The sequence below is a fragment of the Afipia sp. Root123D2 genome, from assembly GCF_001425835.1.
Classification (GTDB): Bacteria; Pseudomonadota; Alphaproteobacteria; order Rhizobiales; family Xanthobacteraceae; genus Afipia.
This window is the reverse complement of sequence record NZ_LMDP01000001.1, coordinates 1,101,376-1,116,154: the sequence shown is the minus strand read 5'-3', so window position 1 is coordinate 1,116,154 and position 14,779 is coordinate 1,101,376. Positions and strand designations below refer to the sequence as shown.

General features: G+C 63.2%; 18 protein-coding genes. 6 read left to right on the top strand and 12 right to left on the bottom strand.

Annotated features, from left to right (window positions below; all coding sequences use genetic code 11):
• The first annotated feature begins 62 nt into the window (after positions 1-62).
• The gene (locus tag ASC80_RS05450; RefSeq protein ID WP_056293627.1) at positions 63-539 is read left to right on the top strand and encodes an outer membrane protein assembly factor BamE; all 477 of its coding nucleotides are present in this window, start codon (positions 63-65) and stop codon (positions 537-539) included.
• A 64-nt stretch (positions 540-603) separates the two neighbouring features.
• Here the strand turns inward: ASC80_RS05450 and ASC80_RS24115 are convergent, their stop codons facing one another.
• The 10 genes from ASC80_RS24115 to ASC80_RS24530 all read right to left on the bottom strand — a co-directional run bounded on the left by ASC80_RS24115 (position 604) and on the right by ASC80_RS24530 (position 9,783).
• On the bottom strand, positions 604-756 hold the full coding sequence (locus ASC80_RS24115; RefSeq protein WP_200941144.1) for a hypothetical protein: 153 nt from the start codon (positions 754-756) through the stop codon (positions 604-606).
• Positions 757-968: 212 nt separating this feature from the next.
• A complete protein-coding gene (locus ASC80_RS05445) occupies positions 969-3,089 on the bottom strand; it encodes a sodium-translocating pyrophosphatase (protein WP_056293623.1) in 2,121 nt (706 codons plus the stop codon).
• A 225-nt stretch (positions 3,090-3,314) separates the two neighbouring features.
• Positions 3,315-4,298 (bottom strand): thiamine-phosphate kinase, encoded by a 984-nt coding sequence (gene thiL / locus ASC80_RS05440; protein WP_056293622.1) that lies wholly within the window; start codon positions 4,296-4,298, stop codon positions 3,315-3,317.
• A gap of 124 nt (positions 4,299-4,422) precedes the next feature.
• The gene (gene nusB, locus ASC80_RS05435) at positions 4,423-4,899 is read right to left on the bottom strand and encodes a transcription antitermination factor NusB (protein ID WP_056293619.1); all 477 of its coding nucleotides are present in this window, start codon (positions 4,897-4,899) and stop codon (positions 4,423-4,425) included.
• Positions 4,899-5,390, bottom strand: a complete 492-nt coding sequence (gene ribH / locus ASC80_RS05430) for a 6,7-dimethyl-8-ribityllumazine synthase (RefSeq protein WP_056293617.1) — start codon at positions 5,388-5,390, stop codon at positions 4,899-4,901. The genes nusB and ribH overlap by 1 nt, the downstream gene beginning before the upstream one ends.
• Before the next feature lie 96 nt (positions 5,391-5,486).
• Entirely contained in the window at positions 5,487-6,095 is a 609-nt protein-coding gene (locus ASC80_RS05425) for a riboflavin synthase (RefSeq protein WP_056293615.1), read from the bottom strand.
• A gap of 58 nt (positions 6,096-6,153) precedes the next feature.
• Positions 6,154-7,257 (bottom strand): bifunctional diaminohydroxyphosphoribosylaminopyrimidine deaminase/5-amino-6-(5-phosphoribosylamino)uracil reductase RibD, encoded by a 1,104-nt coding sequence (gene ribD, locus ASC80_RS05420; RefSeq protein WP_056293613.1) that lies wholly within the window; start codon positions 7,255-7,257, stop codon positions 6,154-6,156.
• 25 nt (positions 7,258-7,282) lie between these two features.
• Positions 7,283-7,765 carry a transcriptional regulator NrdR gene (gene nrdR, locus ASC80_RS05415; protein WP_056293611.1) on the bottom strand — a complete coding sequence of 161 codons (483 nt, stop codon included), beginning with the start codon at positions 7,763-7,765 and terminating at the stop codon, positions 7,283-7,285.
• 24 nt (positions 7,766-7,789) lie between these two features.
• On the bottom strand, positions 7,790-9,091 hold the full coding sequence (gene glyA / locus ASC80_RS05410) for a serine hydroxymethyltransferase (protein WP_056293609.1): 1,302 nt from the start codon (positions 9,089-9,091) through the stop codon (positions 7,790-7,792).
• 557 nt (positions 9,092-9,648) lie between these two features.
• Complete coding sequence (locus ASC80_RS24530) at positions 9,649-9,783, bottom strand: hypothetical protein (RefSeq protein ID WP_283805035.1); 135 nt, start codon at positions 9,781-9,783, stop codon at positions 9,649-9,651.
• A gap of 17 nt (positions 9,784-9,800) precedes the next feature.
• Between ASC80_RS24530 and ASC80_RS05405 the strand changes: the two genes are divergently transcribed.
• Positions 9,801-10,061, top strand: a complete 261-nt coding sequence (locus tag ASC80_RS05405; RefSeq protein ID WP_056293606.1) for a hypothetical protein — start codon at positions 9,801-9,803, stop codon at positions 10,059-10,061.
• Positions 10,062-10,295: 234 nt separating this feature from the next.
• Here the strand turns inward: ASC80_RS05405 and ldtR are convergent, their stop codons facing one another.
• Both ldtR and ASC80_RS05395 read right to left on the bottom strand, forming a co-directional pair.
• Positions 10,296-10,808, bottom strand: a complete 513-nt coding sequence (ldtR, locus tag ASC80_RS05400) for a transcriptional regulator LdtR (RefSeq protein ID WP_056293604.1) — start codon at positions 10,806-10,808, stop codon at positions 10,296-10,298.
• Positions 10,809-11,078: 270 nt separating this feature from the next.
• Positions 11,079-11,576, bottom strand: a complete 498-nt coding sequence (locus ASC80_RS05395) for a DUF6163 family protein (protein WP_056293602.1) — start codon at positions 11,574-11,576, stop codon at positions 11,079-11,081.
• A 198-nt stretch (positions 11,577-11,774) separates the two neighbouring features.
• Here ASC80_RS05395 and hemB point away from each other — a divergent pair, with 198 nt between their 5' ends.
• From hemB to ASC80_RS05375, 4 genes are all read left to right on the top strand, one after another.
• The gene (gene hemB, locus ASC80_RS05390) at positions 11,775-12,833 is read left to right on the top strand and encodes a porphobilinogen synthase (protein WP_056293601.1); all 1,059 of its coding nucleotides are present in this window, start codon (positions 11,775-11,777) and stop codon (positions 12,831-12,833) included.
• A gap of 154 nt (positions 12,834-12,987) precedes the next feature.
• On the top strand, positions 12,988-13,542 hold the full coding sequence (locus tag ASC80_RS05385; protein WP_056293596.1) for an RDD family protein: 555 nt from the start codon (positions 12,988-12,990) through the stop codon (positions 13,540-13,542).
• Positions 13,543-13,688: 146 nt separating this feature from the next.
• Positions 13,689-14,465 carry an arginyltransferase gene (locus ASC80_RS05380; protein ID WP_056293594.1) on the top strand — a complete coding sequence of 259 codons (777 nt, stop codon included), beginning with the start codon at positions 13,689-13,691 and terminating at the stop codon, positions 14,463-14,465.
• Positions 14,462-14,779 (top strand): winged helix-turn-helix transcriptional regulator, encoded by a 318-nt coding sequence (locus tag ASC80_RS05375; protein WP_502690931.1) that lies wholly within the window; start codon positions 14,462-14,464, stop codon positions 14,777-14,779. The genes ASC80_RS05380 and ASC80_RS05375 overlap by 4 nt, the downstream gene beginning before the upstream one ends.

Here is a 14,779-nt window from a genome sequence, read left to right as displayed (position 1 = left end):
TGGAAGTCCTGCCGGGTACGTCAACCCTCCGCGCGATGCAAGAGGAAGGCGCAGTTTCTGCAATGACCTTGATCGTTCAAAAAACGTCGAAAGCCGGTGAAAACCGCCTCACCCGCCGGTCCGCGCTGCGGGCTGCGGCCGTGATTCTGACCGGCGCGACCCTTGCCGCCTGCACCGGCGAACAGTTCCAGAAGGGTTATATCCTTCCTCCGGGTGCGCTCGAACAGATTCCGATCGGCGCGAGCCAGGACCAGGTGCTGATCGTGATGGGCACCCCCTCCACCGTCGCCACCCTGAGCGGCGAGGTCTTCTATTACATCTCGCAGCGGTCCGAGCGGAAGGTCGCCTTCCTGCATCAGCAGGTCGTCGACCAGCGCGTGATCGCCATCTATTTCGACAAGGATCGCCGGGTGCAGCGGATCGCGAATTACGGCCTGCAGGATGGCCGCATCTTCGACTTTATCAGCCGCACAACACCGACCAGCGGTCAGGAGCTGAGCTATCTGACGCCGCTGTTCAAGATCATCAGTCCGCGCTGATTTTCATCGGTTCGAAAGACCACGCGACGCCGCAAACCTCGCATGATCGGCCGAGACGAACCGCTCACACCGCGGTCAGCCCTTGCTCGACGAATTTATAGCCGGCTTCCCAGCGCGCATGCTGCTCGGAATCCCTCGGATACGGGTTGTTGCGCGGCTCATTGTTGTAGCGCGCGAGTTTGCCCTGCTCGAACGGATCGCCATTATCTGCTGCCATGACATCGCTCCCTTGAATCGCAAGCCGTACGGTTCAAACCCATCAGCCAATAACGCAGCCAATGCGTCAGGTTTCCGCACGTCGATGTCAAAAACGCGGCGGTGCGTTCCGTCAAATTGTCACAAATCGGCAGCGATTCGCCGCGATCGCCCGCACAAACAAAAAGCCCGCGGCAAAACCGCGGGCTTTGATTGTTTCGAGATCGCTTGCGCTTAGTGCGCGAGGATCGCCAGCAGCAGCAGTGCCACGATGTTGGTGATCTTGATCATCGGGTTGACCGCCGGACCTGCCGTATCCTTGTAGGGATCGCCGACGGTGTCGCCGGTCACCGCCGCCTTGTGAGCGTCGGAACCCTTGCCGCCGTGATGGCCGTCCTCGATGTACTTCTTGGCGTTATCCCAGGCGCCGCCGCCCGAGGTCATCGAGATCGCGACGAACAGACCGGTCACGATCACGCCGAGCAACATCGCGCCGACCGCCGAGAACGCCGCCGACTTGCCGGCCGCACCGCCACCCGCGATCGCGTAGATCACGAAGTAGACGAAGATCGGCGACAGCACCGGGAGCAGCGACGGAATGATCATTTCCTTGATCGCGGCCTTGGTCAGAAGATCGACCGCCCTGCCGTAGTCCGGCTTGTCGGTGCCCTTCATGATGCCCGGCTTCTCGCGGAACTGACGACGCACTTCCTCGACGATCGCGCCGGCCGCACGGCCCACCGCGGTCATGCCCATCGCGCCGAACAGATACGGCAGCAGGCCGCCGAACAGCAGGCCGACAACCACGTACGGGCTGTTCAGGGAGAAGTCAGGCGACACGCCGGCGAAGTACGGATGGTTCGCGGAATCGGCGATGAAGAACTTCAGGTCCTGATTGTAGGCCGCAAACAGCACCAGAGCGCCGAGACCGGCGGAGCCGATCGCATAACCCTTGGTGACCGCCTTGGTGGTGTTGCCGACAGCATCGAGCGCGTCGGTGGCCTTGCGGACTTCCTTCGGAAGACCGGCCATTTCCGCGATGCCACCGGCGTTGTCGGTGACCGGGCCGAAGGCGTCGAGCGCAACGATCATGCCAGCCAGCGCCAGCATGGTGGTGGTCGCGATCGCGATGCCGAACAGACCTGCGAGGCTGTAGGTGATCAGGATGCCCGCGATGATGACGATCGCCGGCAGCGCCGTCGATTCCATCGAGATCGCGAGACCCTGAATGACGTTGGTGCCGTGACCGGTCACCGACGACTGGGCGATCGACTTCACCGGGCGGAAATCGGTGCCGGTGTAGTATTCGGTGATCCAGATGATCAAACCTGTCACCGCGAGCCCGACCACGCCGCACTCGAACAGCGCAAGGCCGGTGTAGTCGACGCCGGCGAGCGGGCCGAAGCCGATCAGCTGATGGATGACGAACGCAACGCCGACCAGCGACAGAACGCCGGTGGCGATCAGTCCCTTGTAGAGCGCGCCCATGATCGACTGACTGGCGCCGAGTTTGACGAAGAAGGTGCCGATGATCGAGGTGATGATGCAGATGCCGCCGATGGCGAGCGGCAGGGTCATCACGTTCGCCAGCAACGCCGACTTGGCGAAGAAGATCGCGGCCAGAACCATGGTCGCGACCGCGGTCACGGCGTAGGTCTCGAACAGGTCGGCGGCCATGCCGGCGCAATCGCCGACGTTGTCACCGACGTTGTCGGCGATGGTGGCCGGGTTGCGCGGATCGTCTTCCGGAATGCCGGCTTCGACCTTGCCGACGAGATCGCCGCCGACGTCCGCACCCTTGGTGAAGATGCCGCCGCCGAGACGGGCAAAGATCGAGATCAGCGATGCGCCGAAGCCGAGTGCCACCAGCGAGTCGATGACAACGCGGCTGTTGACCGCGAGGCCCGCGAACTGCGTGAGATAGATGAAGTAGAGCGTGACGCCGAGCAGCGCGAGACCCGCAACCAGCATGCCGGTGATGGCGCCGGCCTTGAAGGCGAGTTCAAGACCGCCGGCGAGCGACTTGGTCGCCGCCTGTGCGGTCCGGACGTTGGCGCGCACCGAGACGTTCATGCCGATGAAGCCCGCCGCGCCCGACAGCACCGCGCCGACCAGGAAGCCGATAGCAACGAGCAGACCGAGGAAGTAGGCCAGCAGGGCAAAGATCACGACGCCGACGACGGCGATCGTCATGTACTGGCGCTTCAGATAGGCCTGCGCGCCTTCGCGCACCGCCGCCGCGATCTCCTGCATCCGAGCGTTGCCGGCGTCGGCCGCGAGCACCGACGACGTCGCCCAGATGGCGTAAACAATGGAAAGTGCCCCCGCGAGCACAATCAACCATAATGCTGTCATTTAATTTGCCTCAGATTCTGCTGTTTTCCCCAACGCGCGTGCAGCCGCGAGTGCGGACAGCGCGAAAACGAGACAAGCCCCGCCAAATGGCCAAAACCGCCTCAATTCGGCGCGGACAATGCCAAAATCGTACCCCTGACGCAATGTTGCCAAAGGCCTAGATCGCGCTTTTTGGGAGGTTCAAATTTCGCCCCGCAGGAACGCGGCCGCGGCCGCGAAAAATCGTCAAAAATGGCTGTAGGACAAGCGTTTCAGGACGACCGGCTGCCCTGCTCCGTCAACGAAGCCAGGCTCTTGTGACCCCGCCACAATGCGGCCGATCACCGTCACAGGAACCTGCGCGGTGCGCGCGGCCCCGACAAACGCCTCCCACCGATTCTCGGGGACGGTGCAGAGAATCTCGTAGTCGTCTCCACCCCCCAGCACGGTTTCGAGATCGGCCGCGCCCTGCACCAGAGCCCTGATCGCAACAGGCGACAGCGGTACCGACACCAGTTCGACCAGAGCGGAGACACTGGACGCCCTGCATAGCTTGGCGAGATCACCCGCGAGGCCGTCCGAGACATCCATCGCGGCACTGGCGTGATCGCGCACCGCCGCGGCGAGCGCATTGCGCGGCTGCGGGACCCGGTAGCGACCAATCAGCGCATCGCGGCTTGCGGGATCGTCCGCAACCATCACAGCCGCACTGCCTTTCTGCAAAACCTTCAGACCGAGCGCCGCATCGCCGATCGTGCCGGTGACGGCGACGAGGTCGCCCACCCTGGCGCCATCACGCCGGACCATCTTGCCGGGCGGGACGCGCCCGAATGCAGTGATCGAGATCATCGCCGGTCCGGGTGTGGACACCGTATCGCCTCCGAGCAGCGGGCATTTGAATTGCGCCGCATCCTCACCGAGCGCGTGGGCGAACGGCGCCAGCCATGCATCGCTGATCTCACGCAATGCCAACGTCAGAACGAAACCGGCGGGCAACGCGCCCTTGGCGGCGAGATCCGACAGGTTCACCCGCAGCGCTTTTTGCGCGACGGTTTGCGGCGGATCGTCGGGCAGAAAATGAACGCCCTCGACGATGGCGTCGGTCGTCACCACGAGGTCGTCGCCAGTCGATTTCAGGGTTGCGGCATCATCGATCAAGCCGAGCGCACCGGCATCGGTGGCCAGCGGCCGGAAGTAGCGCCCGATCAGGTCGTCTTCGGCAGAGGCCATTTTAGGTTGGATCCAGCCATACCGCTATTTTCGACATCGCCGGGCTCGCCCCGGCCATCCACGTCCTAACGAGTATCCCAAGACGTCGGCGCCCGGCACAAGGCCAAGCATGACAATTCCGGTATCAGAACTCGCTTGCGCGGAACTGACGCGCGATCTGGTCGAGCACCGCATTGACCAGACCGGTTTCCTCACCTTCAACGAAGGCCTGGGCAACATCGACGTATTCCTTGATGACCACGCGCGCCGGCACATCCTTGCGGTGATCGAGTTCATAAGCGCCGGCCCGCAGCACCGCGCGCAGGATGGCGTCGATCCGCTTTAGCGGCCAGCCCTTTGACAGCGCCTCGTCGAGCAGCAGATCGAGCTTGTTCTGGTCGCGCACCACGCCCGCGACCACGTCGCGAAAGAACGCCGCTTCCGCAGGCAGATACTTGTCGCCCTCGACCTCGTTACCGAGCCAATGGCTTTCGAACTCGGCGAAGATGTCGTTGATGCCCGCGCCGGCGATGTCCATCTGGTACAGCGCCTGCACCGCCGCCAGCCGCGCCGCGCCGCGCCGGTTGGCTTTCTTCTCGGCGGTCTTTGGAGCTTCGGCCATCAGGGTTTCGCCAGACGGCGCTTGATGCGGATCATCGCCACGGCGGCGCGCGCCGCGTCGCCGCCCTTGTTCAGTTCGCTGACCCGCGCCCGCGCCCACGCCTGCTTTTCGTCGTTTACGGTGACGATGCCGTTGCCGAGCGGCAGGCTGCGCGCCACCGACATATCCATCAAGGCGCGTGCGGATTCCATCGAGACCACCTCGAAATGGATGGTGTCGCCGCGGATCACGCAGCCGAGCGCAATCGCGCCGTCATAGGAACGGCCCTTCTTCATCGCCGCATCGAGCGCGATGGCGACCGCCGACGGAATTTCCAGCGCGCCGGGAACGCTGATCACGTCGTAACCGACACCGGCGGCGTTCAATTCAGCAACAGCGCCCTCGAGCAGAGCATCCTGAATATCGTCGTAGAAACGCGCTTCCACGATCACCACGCGGGCGCCGCTGATATCGGTATCGTCCTTCAATTGCGCCCGGCGCGGCTCGGCCATGGTGTCGTTCCGTCAATCTCGAATGATAGGGTTCGGCGCGGTTGTAGCTGTCGCGCCATGTAAAGCCAAGCCGCTAGAACTCCGGTATGGCAGCCATTACTTCATTTCGGTCAGCCGCGCGGCGTAACGGGCCATCAGGTCGATTTCAAGGTTGACCTCGGAGCCTTCCCGCCAGTCGCCCAGCGTCGTCACCTGCAACGTATGCGGGATAATGAGCACCGAAAACACATCATCCACGGCGGTGTTGACCGTCAGCGATACGCCGTCGAGCGTCACCGAGCCTTTGGCGGCGATAAACCGCGCCAGTTGGCGCGGCGCGCGCAGTTCGAACTTCGCCATGTCCGGCAAGTCGGTGCGCGAGACGATGGTCGCGATGCCATCGACATGGCCCGCGACGATGTGGCCGCCGAGTTCATCGCCGATCTTCAGCGCACGCTCGAGATTGAGACGCGTTCCTTCCTTCCAGTCTTGTGCCGTGGTCATGCGCAGCGTTTCGGCGGCGGCATCGACATCGAACCATGTTCGTCCCTGCTCGACGCCCGACTGCACCACCGTGAGACAGACACCGTTGCAGGCGATCGATGCGCCATCGGCGATTGTCGTCTGATCGTAGGCGCACGAAATCCGCAGCCGGTGCAGTTGCCCCTGCGCCGTCGGTTTGAAGCTGGCGATATGACCCACGTCGGTAACGATGCCGGTGAACATACTTTTCTCTTTGTTTGCCCCTGATCTGATCGGAAAAACCGGTTTCCATTTTTCCGGATCAGAGGCGGCGCTCGTAGATGGTCAGTGTATCTCGATCCAGCGTTTCGGTAGCACGCACACGCCAGCGTGGCGACTGCGTGATGACAGAGAAGGGTTGCGTATCGAGCGCAGCCACGCCGCCCAAGCCAATCTCCTGCGGTCCGCGCAGCAGCCAGATCTCGTCGACCAGACCGGCCGCGAGAAACGAGGACGCCACTCGTGCGCCACCTTCGACCATCAGCCGCGTAATCCCCTTCTCCGACAGCGCGTTTGAAACGGCCTGAAGATCGAGACCGGGCGGCGTCTCCGTCGTCGCGACCCGCATGATCTGCGCACCCGCCCCGCCGAGCTTCATCGCAGCCCGCGCATCCGACGTGCTCGATGTCATCACCCATAGTGGTGTCTCGCGCGCCGAATGAATAAGCCTGCTATCACCCGGCAGCCGCAGCGCACGGTCGAGTACGATGCGCACCGGCGACCGCTTTTCCAGACCCGGCAAGCGGCAGGTCAACAGCGGATCGTCCGCCAGCACGGTGCCGATGCCGACCAGGATGGCGTCGCTCTGCGCGCGCAGCAGATGGACGCGCGCTTTTGCAGTCTCGCCGGTGATCGCGACCGGCCGGTGACCAGCGGCAGCAATCCTGTCGTCGGCCGACACCGCCAGCTTGAGCAACACATGCGGGCGCTTTTCGCGCACCCGCAGGAAATGTCCGGCATGATCGCGCGCGGCTTCTTCGGTGCAGAGGCCGACCTCGACCGCGATGCCGGCAGCACGCAGCCGGGCGTGTCCCTGCCCGGCGACTTCCGGATTGGGATCCTCGACAGCGGAAACAACGCGCGCAATGCCCGCCGCGATAATCGCATCGGCGCACGGCGGCGATTTGCCGACATGCGAGCATGGCTCCAGCGTGACATAGAGCGTCGCGCCGCGCGCGGCTTCGCCTGCCCGTGCCAGCGCTTCCGGCTCAGCATGGGGCCGCCCGCCGGATTGGGTCCAGCCACGCCCGACGATCACACCATCTTTGACGATGACCGCCCCGACAGCGGGATTGGGCCAGGTGCGGCCCTGCCCGCGCCGCCCGAGCGCCAGCGCGAGTTGCATGAAGCGTTGATCGGATGTCATCGGCGGCAATGACGACCGCGACCGGTCATTTCCGCAAGGCCGCCGCGCGTGGATCGTCGTCGCCGGACAGTTCACCGAGCACGGCTTCGAAATCCTTGGCCTCGCGGAAATTGCGATACACGGATGCGAAGCGGACATAAGCGACGTCGTCGAGCTGGCGCAGATGCTCCATCACGATTTCGCCGATCACCTCCGACGAGACTTCGGATTCGCCGCCGCTCTCGAGCTCGCGGACGATAGCGGACACCATCTTCTCGACACGCTCCGGATCGACCGGCCGCTTGCGCAGTGAGATTTGCACCGAGCGCACCAGCTTGTCGCGATCGAACGGGACCCGGCGGCTGTTGCGCTTGATGACGGTCAGTTCGCGAAGCTGCACGCGCTCGAACGTGGTGAAGCGGAAATTGCACGCCATGCAGACGCGCCGCCGCCGGATCACGGCCGAATCTTCAGTCGGCCGGGAATCCTTCACCTGAGTGTCGAGACTGTTGCAGCTTGGGCAACGCATCGGCGGAAACCTTCTGGGTTACCCTTATTGGTAAATCGGAAAACGGCTGGTCAGAGCCTTGACCTTCTCTTTCACCGCCGCCTCGACGCCGGGGGCCTTGCCGTCTTCCGACTGCGCCACCGCGTTGAGCACCTCGGCGATCAGCGTGCCGACCTGCTTGAATTCGGCAACGCCGAAACCGCGCGTGGTCGTCGCCGGCGTGCCAAGACGGAGGCCTGAGGTGACGAACGGCTTTTCGGGATCGAACGGAATGCCGTTCTTGTTGCAGGTGAGGCCCGCACGCACGAGCGCCTTCTCGGAGATGTTGCCCTTGAGGCCCTTCGGCCGCAGGTCGACCAGCATCAGGTGATTGTCAGTGCCGCCGGAGACGATCTCGAAACCGTTGGAGCGCAGCGTTTCCGCAAGCGCCTTCGCGTTTTCGACGACGTTCTTCGCGTAAATCTTGAAGTCCGGTTGCAGCGCTTCCTTGAAGGCCACCGCCTTGGCGGCGATGACGTGCATCAGCGGCCCGCCCTGCAGGCCGGGGAAGATCGCCGAGTTGAGCTTCTTGGCGATCGCTTCGTCGTTGCTCAGGATCAGGCCGCCGCGCGGTCCGCGCAGCGACTTGTGGGTCGTCGTCGTCGTGACGTGCGCGTGCGGCACCGGCGAGGCATGGACGCCGCCAGCCACGAGGCCGGCAAAGTGCGCCATGTCGACCATGAGGTAGGCGCCGACGCTGTCGGCGATCTCACGGAAGCGCTTGAAGTCCCACGCCCGCGAATAGGCCGAACCGCCCGCAATGATCAGCTTCGGCTTGATCTGTTCGGCCTGCTTGGCCACTTCATCCATATCGATGATCTGGTCCTCGCGACGCACGGTGTAGTGCGCCGGCTTGAACCATTTGCCGGACATGTTGACCGGCGCGCCGTGAGTGAGATGGCCGCCAGCAGCAAGGTCGAGGCCCATGAAGGTGTCGCCCGGCTGCAGCAGCGCGAGGAACACCGCCTGGTTCATCTGGCTGCCGGAGTTCGGCTGAACGTTGGCGAAGCCGGCACCGAACAGTTTCTTGGCGCGTTCGATCGCGAGCGTCTCCGCCACGTCGACCCATTCGCAACCGCCGTAATAGCGCGCGCCCGGATAGCCTTCCGCGTACTTGTTGGTCATCACCGAGCCTTGCGCCTCAAGGACGGCGCGGCTGACGATGTTCTCCGACGCGATCAGTTCGATCTCGTGGCGCTGGCGACCGAGTTCGCCCGTGATCGCGGCTGCGATCTCAGGATCGGCGTCGGCGAGCGAGGCCGTGAAAAACGAGTCGGGAGCGGAAGCAGTTTTGGCAGAAGAGCTCATGAGCGAAATGTCTCCACCGCCGCGGCCCTTCGGCTGGGCGCGGACGGCTCAATCTGGGAGCAATTTCAGGCGGAAAACCGGTTTGGTTGCCCTGGCCTCGCTCCGGGTGACGGTCGGAAGCAGCGCGTGCGGGATATCATATCCGGCCCCGGCGGCCAAGTTCTGGCACCCACGGCCGGCTATTTATGCCAGATATAGCGCCCGGCAACCACGACCGGGCGCGTTTGGCGGGCGATTTGGCCGCCAAAGCACGAAAATGCAAAAGAGACCTGCCGCGAACGGCGGCTGTACGCCCTTGCCCGCGCAACCGTTCCTAGAAACGGGCGCATAAGAACACCACGTTCAGCGAACACGCCGCCAGCAAAACGAGCATCAAAGCGACCTGCACACGGTCGCGGGTTGTTTTGAGAATCGTCTTCATCATTCGAGAATGATGGAAAGAGTCCGGTCAAGAGTCTCGGGCTTTATTTTTGGCTTTGCGCGCGCGGGATTCAGGACTCGTTTACGAGTCGATTCCCTTTCAAACCGCCCTGCCGCCGGTGATGCGGGACGCCGCCTCAGAGGAATCCGACGACGAACCGTATGCCGCCGGTCACCACCGCCGCTGACAGCACCGCGAACATCGCGTCGCCCGCCAGCTCCAGCACATAGGGGTCGCTGCCGACCATCCAGTCGTGAATCTTGCGCCGCATGGTATCACCCGATTGGGATGAAGAAGGTTGATCCCATCGCCAACAGCAAAGCAGGAATTTGGTTCCCGGCCTTCCGGCACCAACTGCGCGGACGGGCGAGCGCCGGGCACGCCTTCGAAAAACACCCGATCCCGGGGGAACAAATGGGCCGCCACGGTATTGCCCCTTTTTATCGGGGGTTCCGCATGAAACTTATCGAGGCCATCGCCGAGGACAACCGGCTCTATTACCCGGTCGCCTTCGCGCTCGTGGTGCTGATGTTCAGCCTGATCCTGTAGCCGCGTTTCGCGATCCGGCGCTTTCCCGCGGGACGGCGCGGCCAGCCTGCAAAAACAAAACCGGCCCCCGCGAGGGAGCCGGCGAGATCGCACTTCATCCCGCGCCAGGGGAATCTCGCGCAAGATCGTGCCGTGTGCGTCTTGGGCGCACTTCGGCGTAAGCCAGGGAGGGCTGGCTGAATAGAAGACGGGCTGCCGGTCTTGCGCCGGCTTGGCCCCATTTTCAGAAAATGCTCAGAGCCGATACAGGATCTGGTCGGTCCAGAAGCGCTCGAGACGGTGCAGCGACTTGTTCAGGGTCGCGAACTCCTCGTTCGAGATGCCGCCGACCTGCTCCACCGTCTTGACGTGCTTCTGATAAAGCGCGTCTACGATGTGGCGGACCTCCTGGCCCTGCGCGGTGAGACGGATGCGGACCGAACGGCGATCGACGCGCGAACGCTGATGATCGAGGAAGCCCATCTCGACGAGCTTCTTCAGATTGTAGGACACGTTCGAGCCGAGATAGTAACCGCGGGTGCGCAGTTCACCGGCGGTCAATTCCTTGTCGCCGATGTTGTAGAGCAGCAGCGCCTGCACCGAGTTGATATCGGCGCGGCCGCGACGATCGAATTCGTCCTTGATGACGTCGAGCAAACGGCGATGCAGCCGTTCGACGAGCGTCAGTGCTTCGAGATAAAGAGGCTGGATCGGCGCGGCGGAATCGCGACCGACGGTTTCAACCGCCGTAGCTGCGGCTTTCATCATGACACTTCCCCTGTTGTCGTTTTACGACTTATTCGACGAAACTTTTGTCCCGCCTGATAGCCAGAACGTAAGGGCAGCGTTTGAAGATCAGCTTAAACAACAGCATAAAGAGAAGGTTTATTTGAATCGGTAAACGATCGATTTAGCCCGTGATTTCAGGGCTTTTTGTTACTTTCGATTCACGCTATCGGCCCTGCGTTCACGCTTCGTCACGTGATCTGTCGCATTCCAGAACACCGATCGCTCAAATTTGAAAGATTCTGTTGATCATCATGGCGGCCGCTCCCGGGCCGCCATCCAGGCCAGCGCCAGATAAATGACCAGCAGCACGAGCGCGAGAATAACGACGAGATAATTGCTGCCGTAGATCGCCGGAAACATCAGCTCGATCACCGCCATCGACACCACGGATGTCAGCCACACCACCGCGCCCCACGGCGTCGCCAGCCACAAGCCGACAGCAGCGACCAGTTCGATCACCGCGAAGTAAACTGTTGCGCTTTGCCATTGCGTGGTCTGCACTTCGAACGCGGTGTCTTCGCTGCCGATGAAGCCGGTGATTTCAGCCCAGTGATAGAGTCCTTTCGCCATCGCGATCACCGCCATGATGCGAAGAAACAAAACCAGCCGCGACGTCCAGGCATTGCCGCCGGTTTCGGTGTCTTCCGGCACCGGCGAACCGCCGCTGATCTGCTCGCGCGATTCCGCGGCGGATCCGAAGACATGGACCATGCGCGTTTTCATCGAAGGGCGGGATTCGGTGTTCATTGGATCGGAGTCTTGGTCTGCCGGGGCGACAAAATCAATCCGCTTGTTCGGATGGCGGCGAAAGCGCGGGCCTGGCTGGCTAAACGGGCAAGGCCTGCGCAGGTCCCCGCCGGGTTTGCGCGCAAAACGTGCGGCAAATCGGGATTCCACATCGGGGGCAAAATGCTCTAGAACCCATCGAGACAAGGAGACCCGGCAATGGCGATCAAATTTGGGCGGCCGATCGAAATGCGCGACGAACCGCGCGGCGTGACAAGCGCCTCCCCAGCGCTGGATCTACCGATCCGCCCGCGCCGCAACCGCAAGTCCGAATGGGCGCGCCGGCTGGTGCAGGAAAATGTTCTCACCATCAACGATCTGATCTGGCCGCTGTTCGTGGTCGACGGCCACAACACGCGCACGCCGGTTGCCTCGATGCCGGGAGTCGACCGCATCACTGTCGATCAGTGCGTGCGCGACGCCGAGCGCGCGATGAAACTCGACATCCCGTGTATCGCCCTGTTCCCGTTCACCGACCCGTCGCTGCGCGACGAAACCGGCTCCGAGGCGCTCAACGCCAACAACCTCGTCTGCCAGTCAGTGCGTGCGATCAAGAAGGAATTTCCCGACCTCGGCGTGCTGTGCGACGTCGCGCTCGATCCGTTCACCAGCCACGGCCACGACGGGCTGCTGCGCGGCGACAAGATCCTCAACGACGAGACCGTCGCCGTGCTGGTGCGCCAGGCGCTGGTGCAGGCCGAAGCCGGCTGCGACATCATCGCGCCCTCCGACATGATGGACGGCCGCGTCGGTGCCATTCGCGAAGGGCTCGACCGCGCGGGCTTTCTCGATGTGCAGATCATGGCTTACGCCGCGAAGTATGCGTCGGCGTTTTACGGCCCGTTCCGCGACGCCATCGGCTCGTCGAAAACGCTGACCGGGGACAAGCGCACCTACCAGATGAACCCGGGTAATTCCGACGAAGCGTTGCGCGAGGTCGAACTCGATATCGCCGAGGGCGCCGACATGGTGATGGTCAAGCCGGGCCTGCCCTATCTCGACATCGTGCGGCGCGTGAAGGACACCTTCGCGATGCCGACCTTCGCCTATCAGGTGTCGGGAGAGTACGCGATGATCGCCGGTGCCGCCAACAACGGCTGGATCGACGGCGACCGCGCGATCATGGAAAGCCTGCTCGCCTTCAAGCGCGCCGGCGCCGACGGCGTCCTCACCTACTTCGCCGCCTATGCGGCGGAAAAGCTGCGCACCCAACGCTAGGTTCAAGGGCATAGCCGTCTAAAAAGCAGTGACGTCTTCGTGGCGGCAGCGCCATAACTTTTTCTCCATGTGAGCCTAACTCGTCTTGCGCGCCTCCGGCGGCATCGCCATGTGCGCTTAAGTCCGTCCCGACGGGACGAGAGGGAGAGCGAGCATGTCCGACACCAGAAACTCCGGCAACGGCGGCGCCACCTGGCGCAACGACCCGTCCGGTGCGCGTGCCCCCGCCTACGATCCGTGGCTGAATGCCGAACTGTTCCGCGGCGTTCTGACCAAGCGTTTCATCGCGTTCCTGATCGACCTGGTCGTGCTGTCGATTCCGATCATCCTTGCCGTCATCTTCATCACGCTGTTCGGCGTGGTGACGCTCGGGCTCGGCTGGTTCCTGTTCTGGCTGATCTCGCCGTTCTCGGTGATCTGGGCGCTGATCTATTACGGCGCCTCGCTCGGCGGAAAGCATGGCGCGACCATCGGCATGCGGACCATGGGCGTGGAGATGCGGACCTGGACCGGCGAGCGGCCGTACTTTCTGCTCGGGGCAACCCATGCCGTGCTGTACTGGATCTCGGTGTCGTTCCTGACTCCGTTCATCGTCCTGGTCGGCCTGTTCAACGGCCGCCGCCAGTTGCTGCACGACATGGTTCTGGGAACCGTGATCATCAACAGTTCCGTCCCGATGCCGGTGGTCCAGACCACCCGGCCCGGCTGAACCGCCTGAACCGCGTGGACTGTCTGGCGAGTTGACGGTCCGCGCGCGCGGCGCGATGCTGGCGTTCCGAATGGGAGTGCGAATCTGCTCCCGGCAGGCGATGGAGCGCATTCCCGAACCGACTTGAACGAGGTTGACGGCCACACGTGACCCAGCACTCGCGCAATACGCCGCAATTCTACCTGACGGCGCCGTCGCCCTGCCCCTATCTGGAGGGCAAGCAAGAGCGCAAGGTTTTCACGCATCTCGTGGGCGACAAGGCCGCCGATCTCAACGACCTGCTGACCCATGGCGGCTTCCGCCGCAGCCAGTCGATCGCCTATCGTCCGGCCTGCGATCAGTGCCGCGCCTGCGTCTCGGTGCGGGTGATCGCCAATGAATTCCGCCCGTCGCGCAACTTCCGCAAGGTCCTCGCGCGCAACGCCGACATCGTCAGCGAATTGCGCAGCGCGGTGCCCTCGTCCGAACAGTATTCCGTGTTCCGCGCCTATCTCGACGAGCGCCATCGCGATGGCGGCATGGCCGACATGACCGTGCTCGACTATGCGATGATGGTCGAGGACAGCCACGTCCCGACCCGCATCATCGAATATCGCCGCCGCAACGCGGACACCGGCATCACCGGCCGCGGCGGCGATCTGGTCGGCGTGGCGCTGACGGACATTCTCGGCGACGGCCTGTCGATGGTCTATTCGTTCTTCGAGCCAGCCGAACAGGACCGTTCATTCGGCACCTTCATGATCCTCGATCACATTTCGCGCGCCCGGCGGATGGGATTGCCCTACGTCTATCTCGGCTACTGGATCGAAGGTTCGAAGAAGATGGACTACAAGGGCCGCTTCCTGCCGCAGCAGCGGCTCGCACCGAGCGGCTGGCTGCGCGTCGACGCCACCGGCACGGTTGCACCCGAGCCGCAGGATTGATTTTTCAAGATGGCGGTATCGTGCTGGTCATCATGCTGCTGGGTGACGGCCCGCGCCGCTTCAACGAGATCAAGCGTATGATCGGCGGCATCTCGCAGCGGACGCTGACGCTGACGCTACGGGGGCTAGAACGGGACGGGCTGGTGACGCGCACGGTCTTTCCAACCATCCCGCCGCGCGTCGACTACGAACTCACGGAGCTTGGGCGCTCGCTGCGTCAGCCGGTACAGAATCTCGGTCAGTGGGCGTTCACGAACCTGCCCGAAATCCAAAACGCGCGCGAAAAATTCGATCGCAACGCCAAGGGCGATTGA

Excerpts from the sequence above, each read along its gene's own strand:
- nusB (WP_056293619.1), bottom strand. The coding sequence starts at position 4,899 with ATGGCCGAAGCTCCAAAGACCGCCGAGAAGAAAGCCAACCGGCGCGGC.
- ASC80_RS24115 (WP_200941144.1), bottom strand. The coding sequence starts at position 756 with ATGGCAGCAGATAATGGCGATCCGTTCGAGCAGGGCAAACTCGCGCGC.
- ASC80_RS24530 (WP_283805035.1), bottom strand. The coding sequence starts at position 9,783 with ATGCGGCGCAAGATTCACGACTGGATGGTCGGCAGCGACCCCTATGTG.
- ribD (WP_056293613.1), bottom strand. The coding sequence starts at position 7,257 with ATGACATCCGATCAACGCTTCATGCAACTCGCGCTGGCGCTCGGGCGG.
- ASC80_RS05395 (WP_056293602.1), bottom strand. The coding sequence starts at position 11,576 with ATGAACACCGAATCCCGCCCTTCGATGAAAACGCGCATGGTCCATGTC.
- ASC80_RS05445 (WP_056293623.1), bottom strand. The coding sequence starts at position 3,089 with ATGACAGCATTATGGTTGATTGTGCTCGCGGGGGCACTTTCCATTGTT.
- thiL (WP_056293622.1), bottom strand. The coding sequence starts at position 4,298 with ATGGCCTCTGCCGAAGACGACCTGATCGGGCGCTACTTCCGGCCGCTG.
- ASC80_RS05405 (WP_056293606.1), top strand. The coding sequence starts at position 9,801 with ATGAAGAAGGTTGATCCCATCGCCAACAGCAAAGCAGGAATTTGGTTC.
- ASC80_RS05385 (WP_056293596.1), top strand. The coding sequence starts at position 12,988 with ATGTCCGACACCAGAAACTCCGGCAACGGCGGCGCCACCTGGCGCAAC.
- hemB (WP_056293601.1), top strand. The coding sequence starts at position 11,775 with ATGGCGATCAAATTTGGGCGGCCGATCGAAATGCGCGACGAACCGCGC.
- glyA (WP_056293609.1), bottom strand. The coding sequence starts at position 9,091 with ATGAGCTCTTCTGCCAAAACTGCTTCCGCTCCCGACTCGTTTTTCACG.
- ribH (WP_056293617.1), bottom strand. The coding sequence starts at position 5,390 with ATGGCCGAGCCGCGCCGGGCGCAATTGAAGGACGATACCGATATCAGC.
- ASC80_RS05450 (WP_056293627.1), top strand. The coding sequence starts at position 63 with ATGACCTTGATCGTTCAAAAAACGTCGAAAGCCGGTGAAAACCGCCTC.
- ldtR (WP_056293604.1), bottom strand. The coding sequence starts at position 10,808 with ATGATGAAAGCCGCAGCTACGGCGGTTGAAACCGTCGGTCGCGATTCC.
- nrdR (WP_056293611.1), bottom strand. The coding sequence starts at position 7,765 with ATGCGTTGCCCAAGCTGCAACAGTCTCGACACTCAGGTGAAGGATTCC.
- ASC80_RS05425 (WP_056293615.1), bottom strand. The coding sequence starts at position 6,095 with ATGTTCACCGGCATCGTTACCGACGTGGGTCATATCGCCAGCTTCAAA.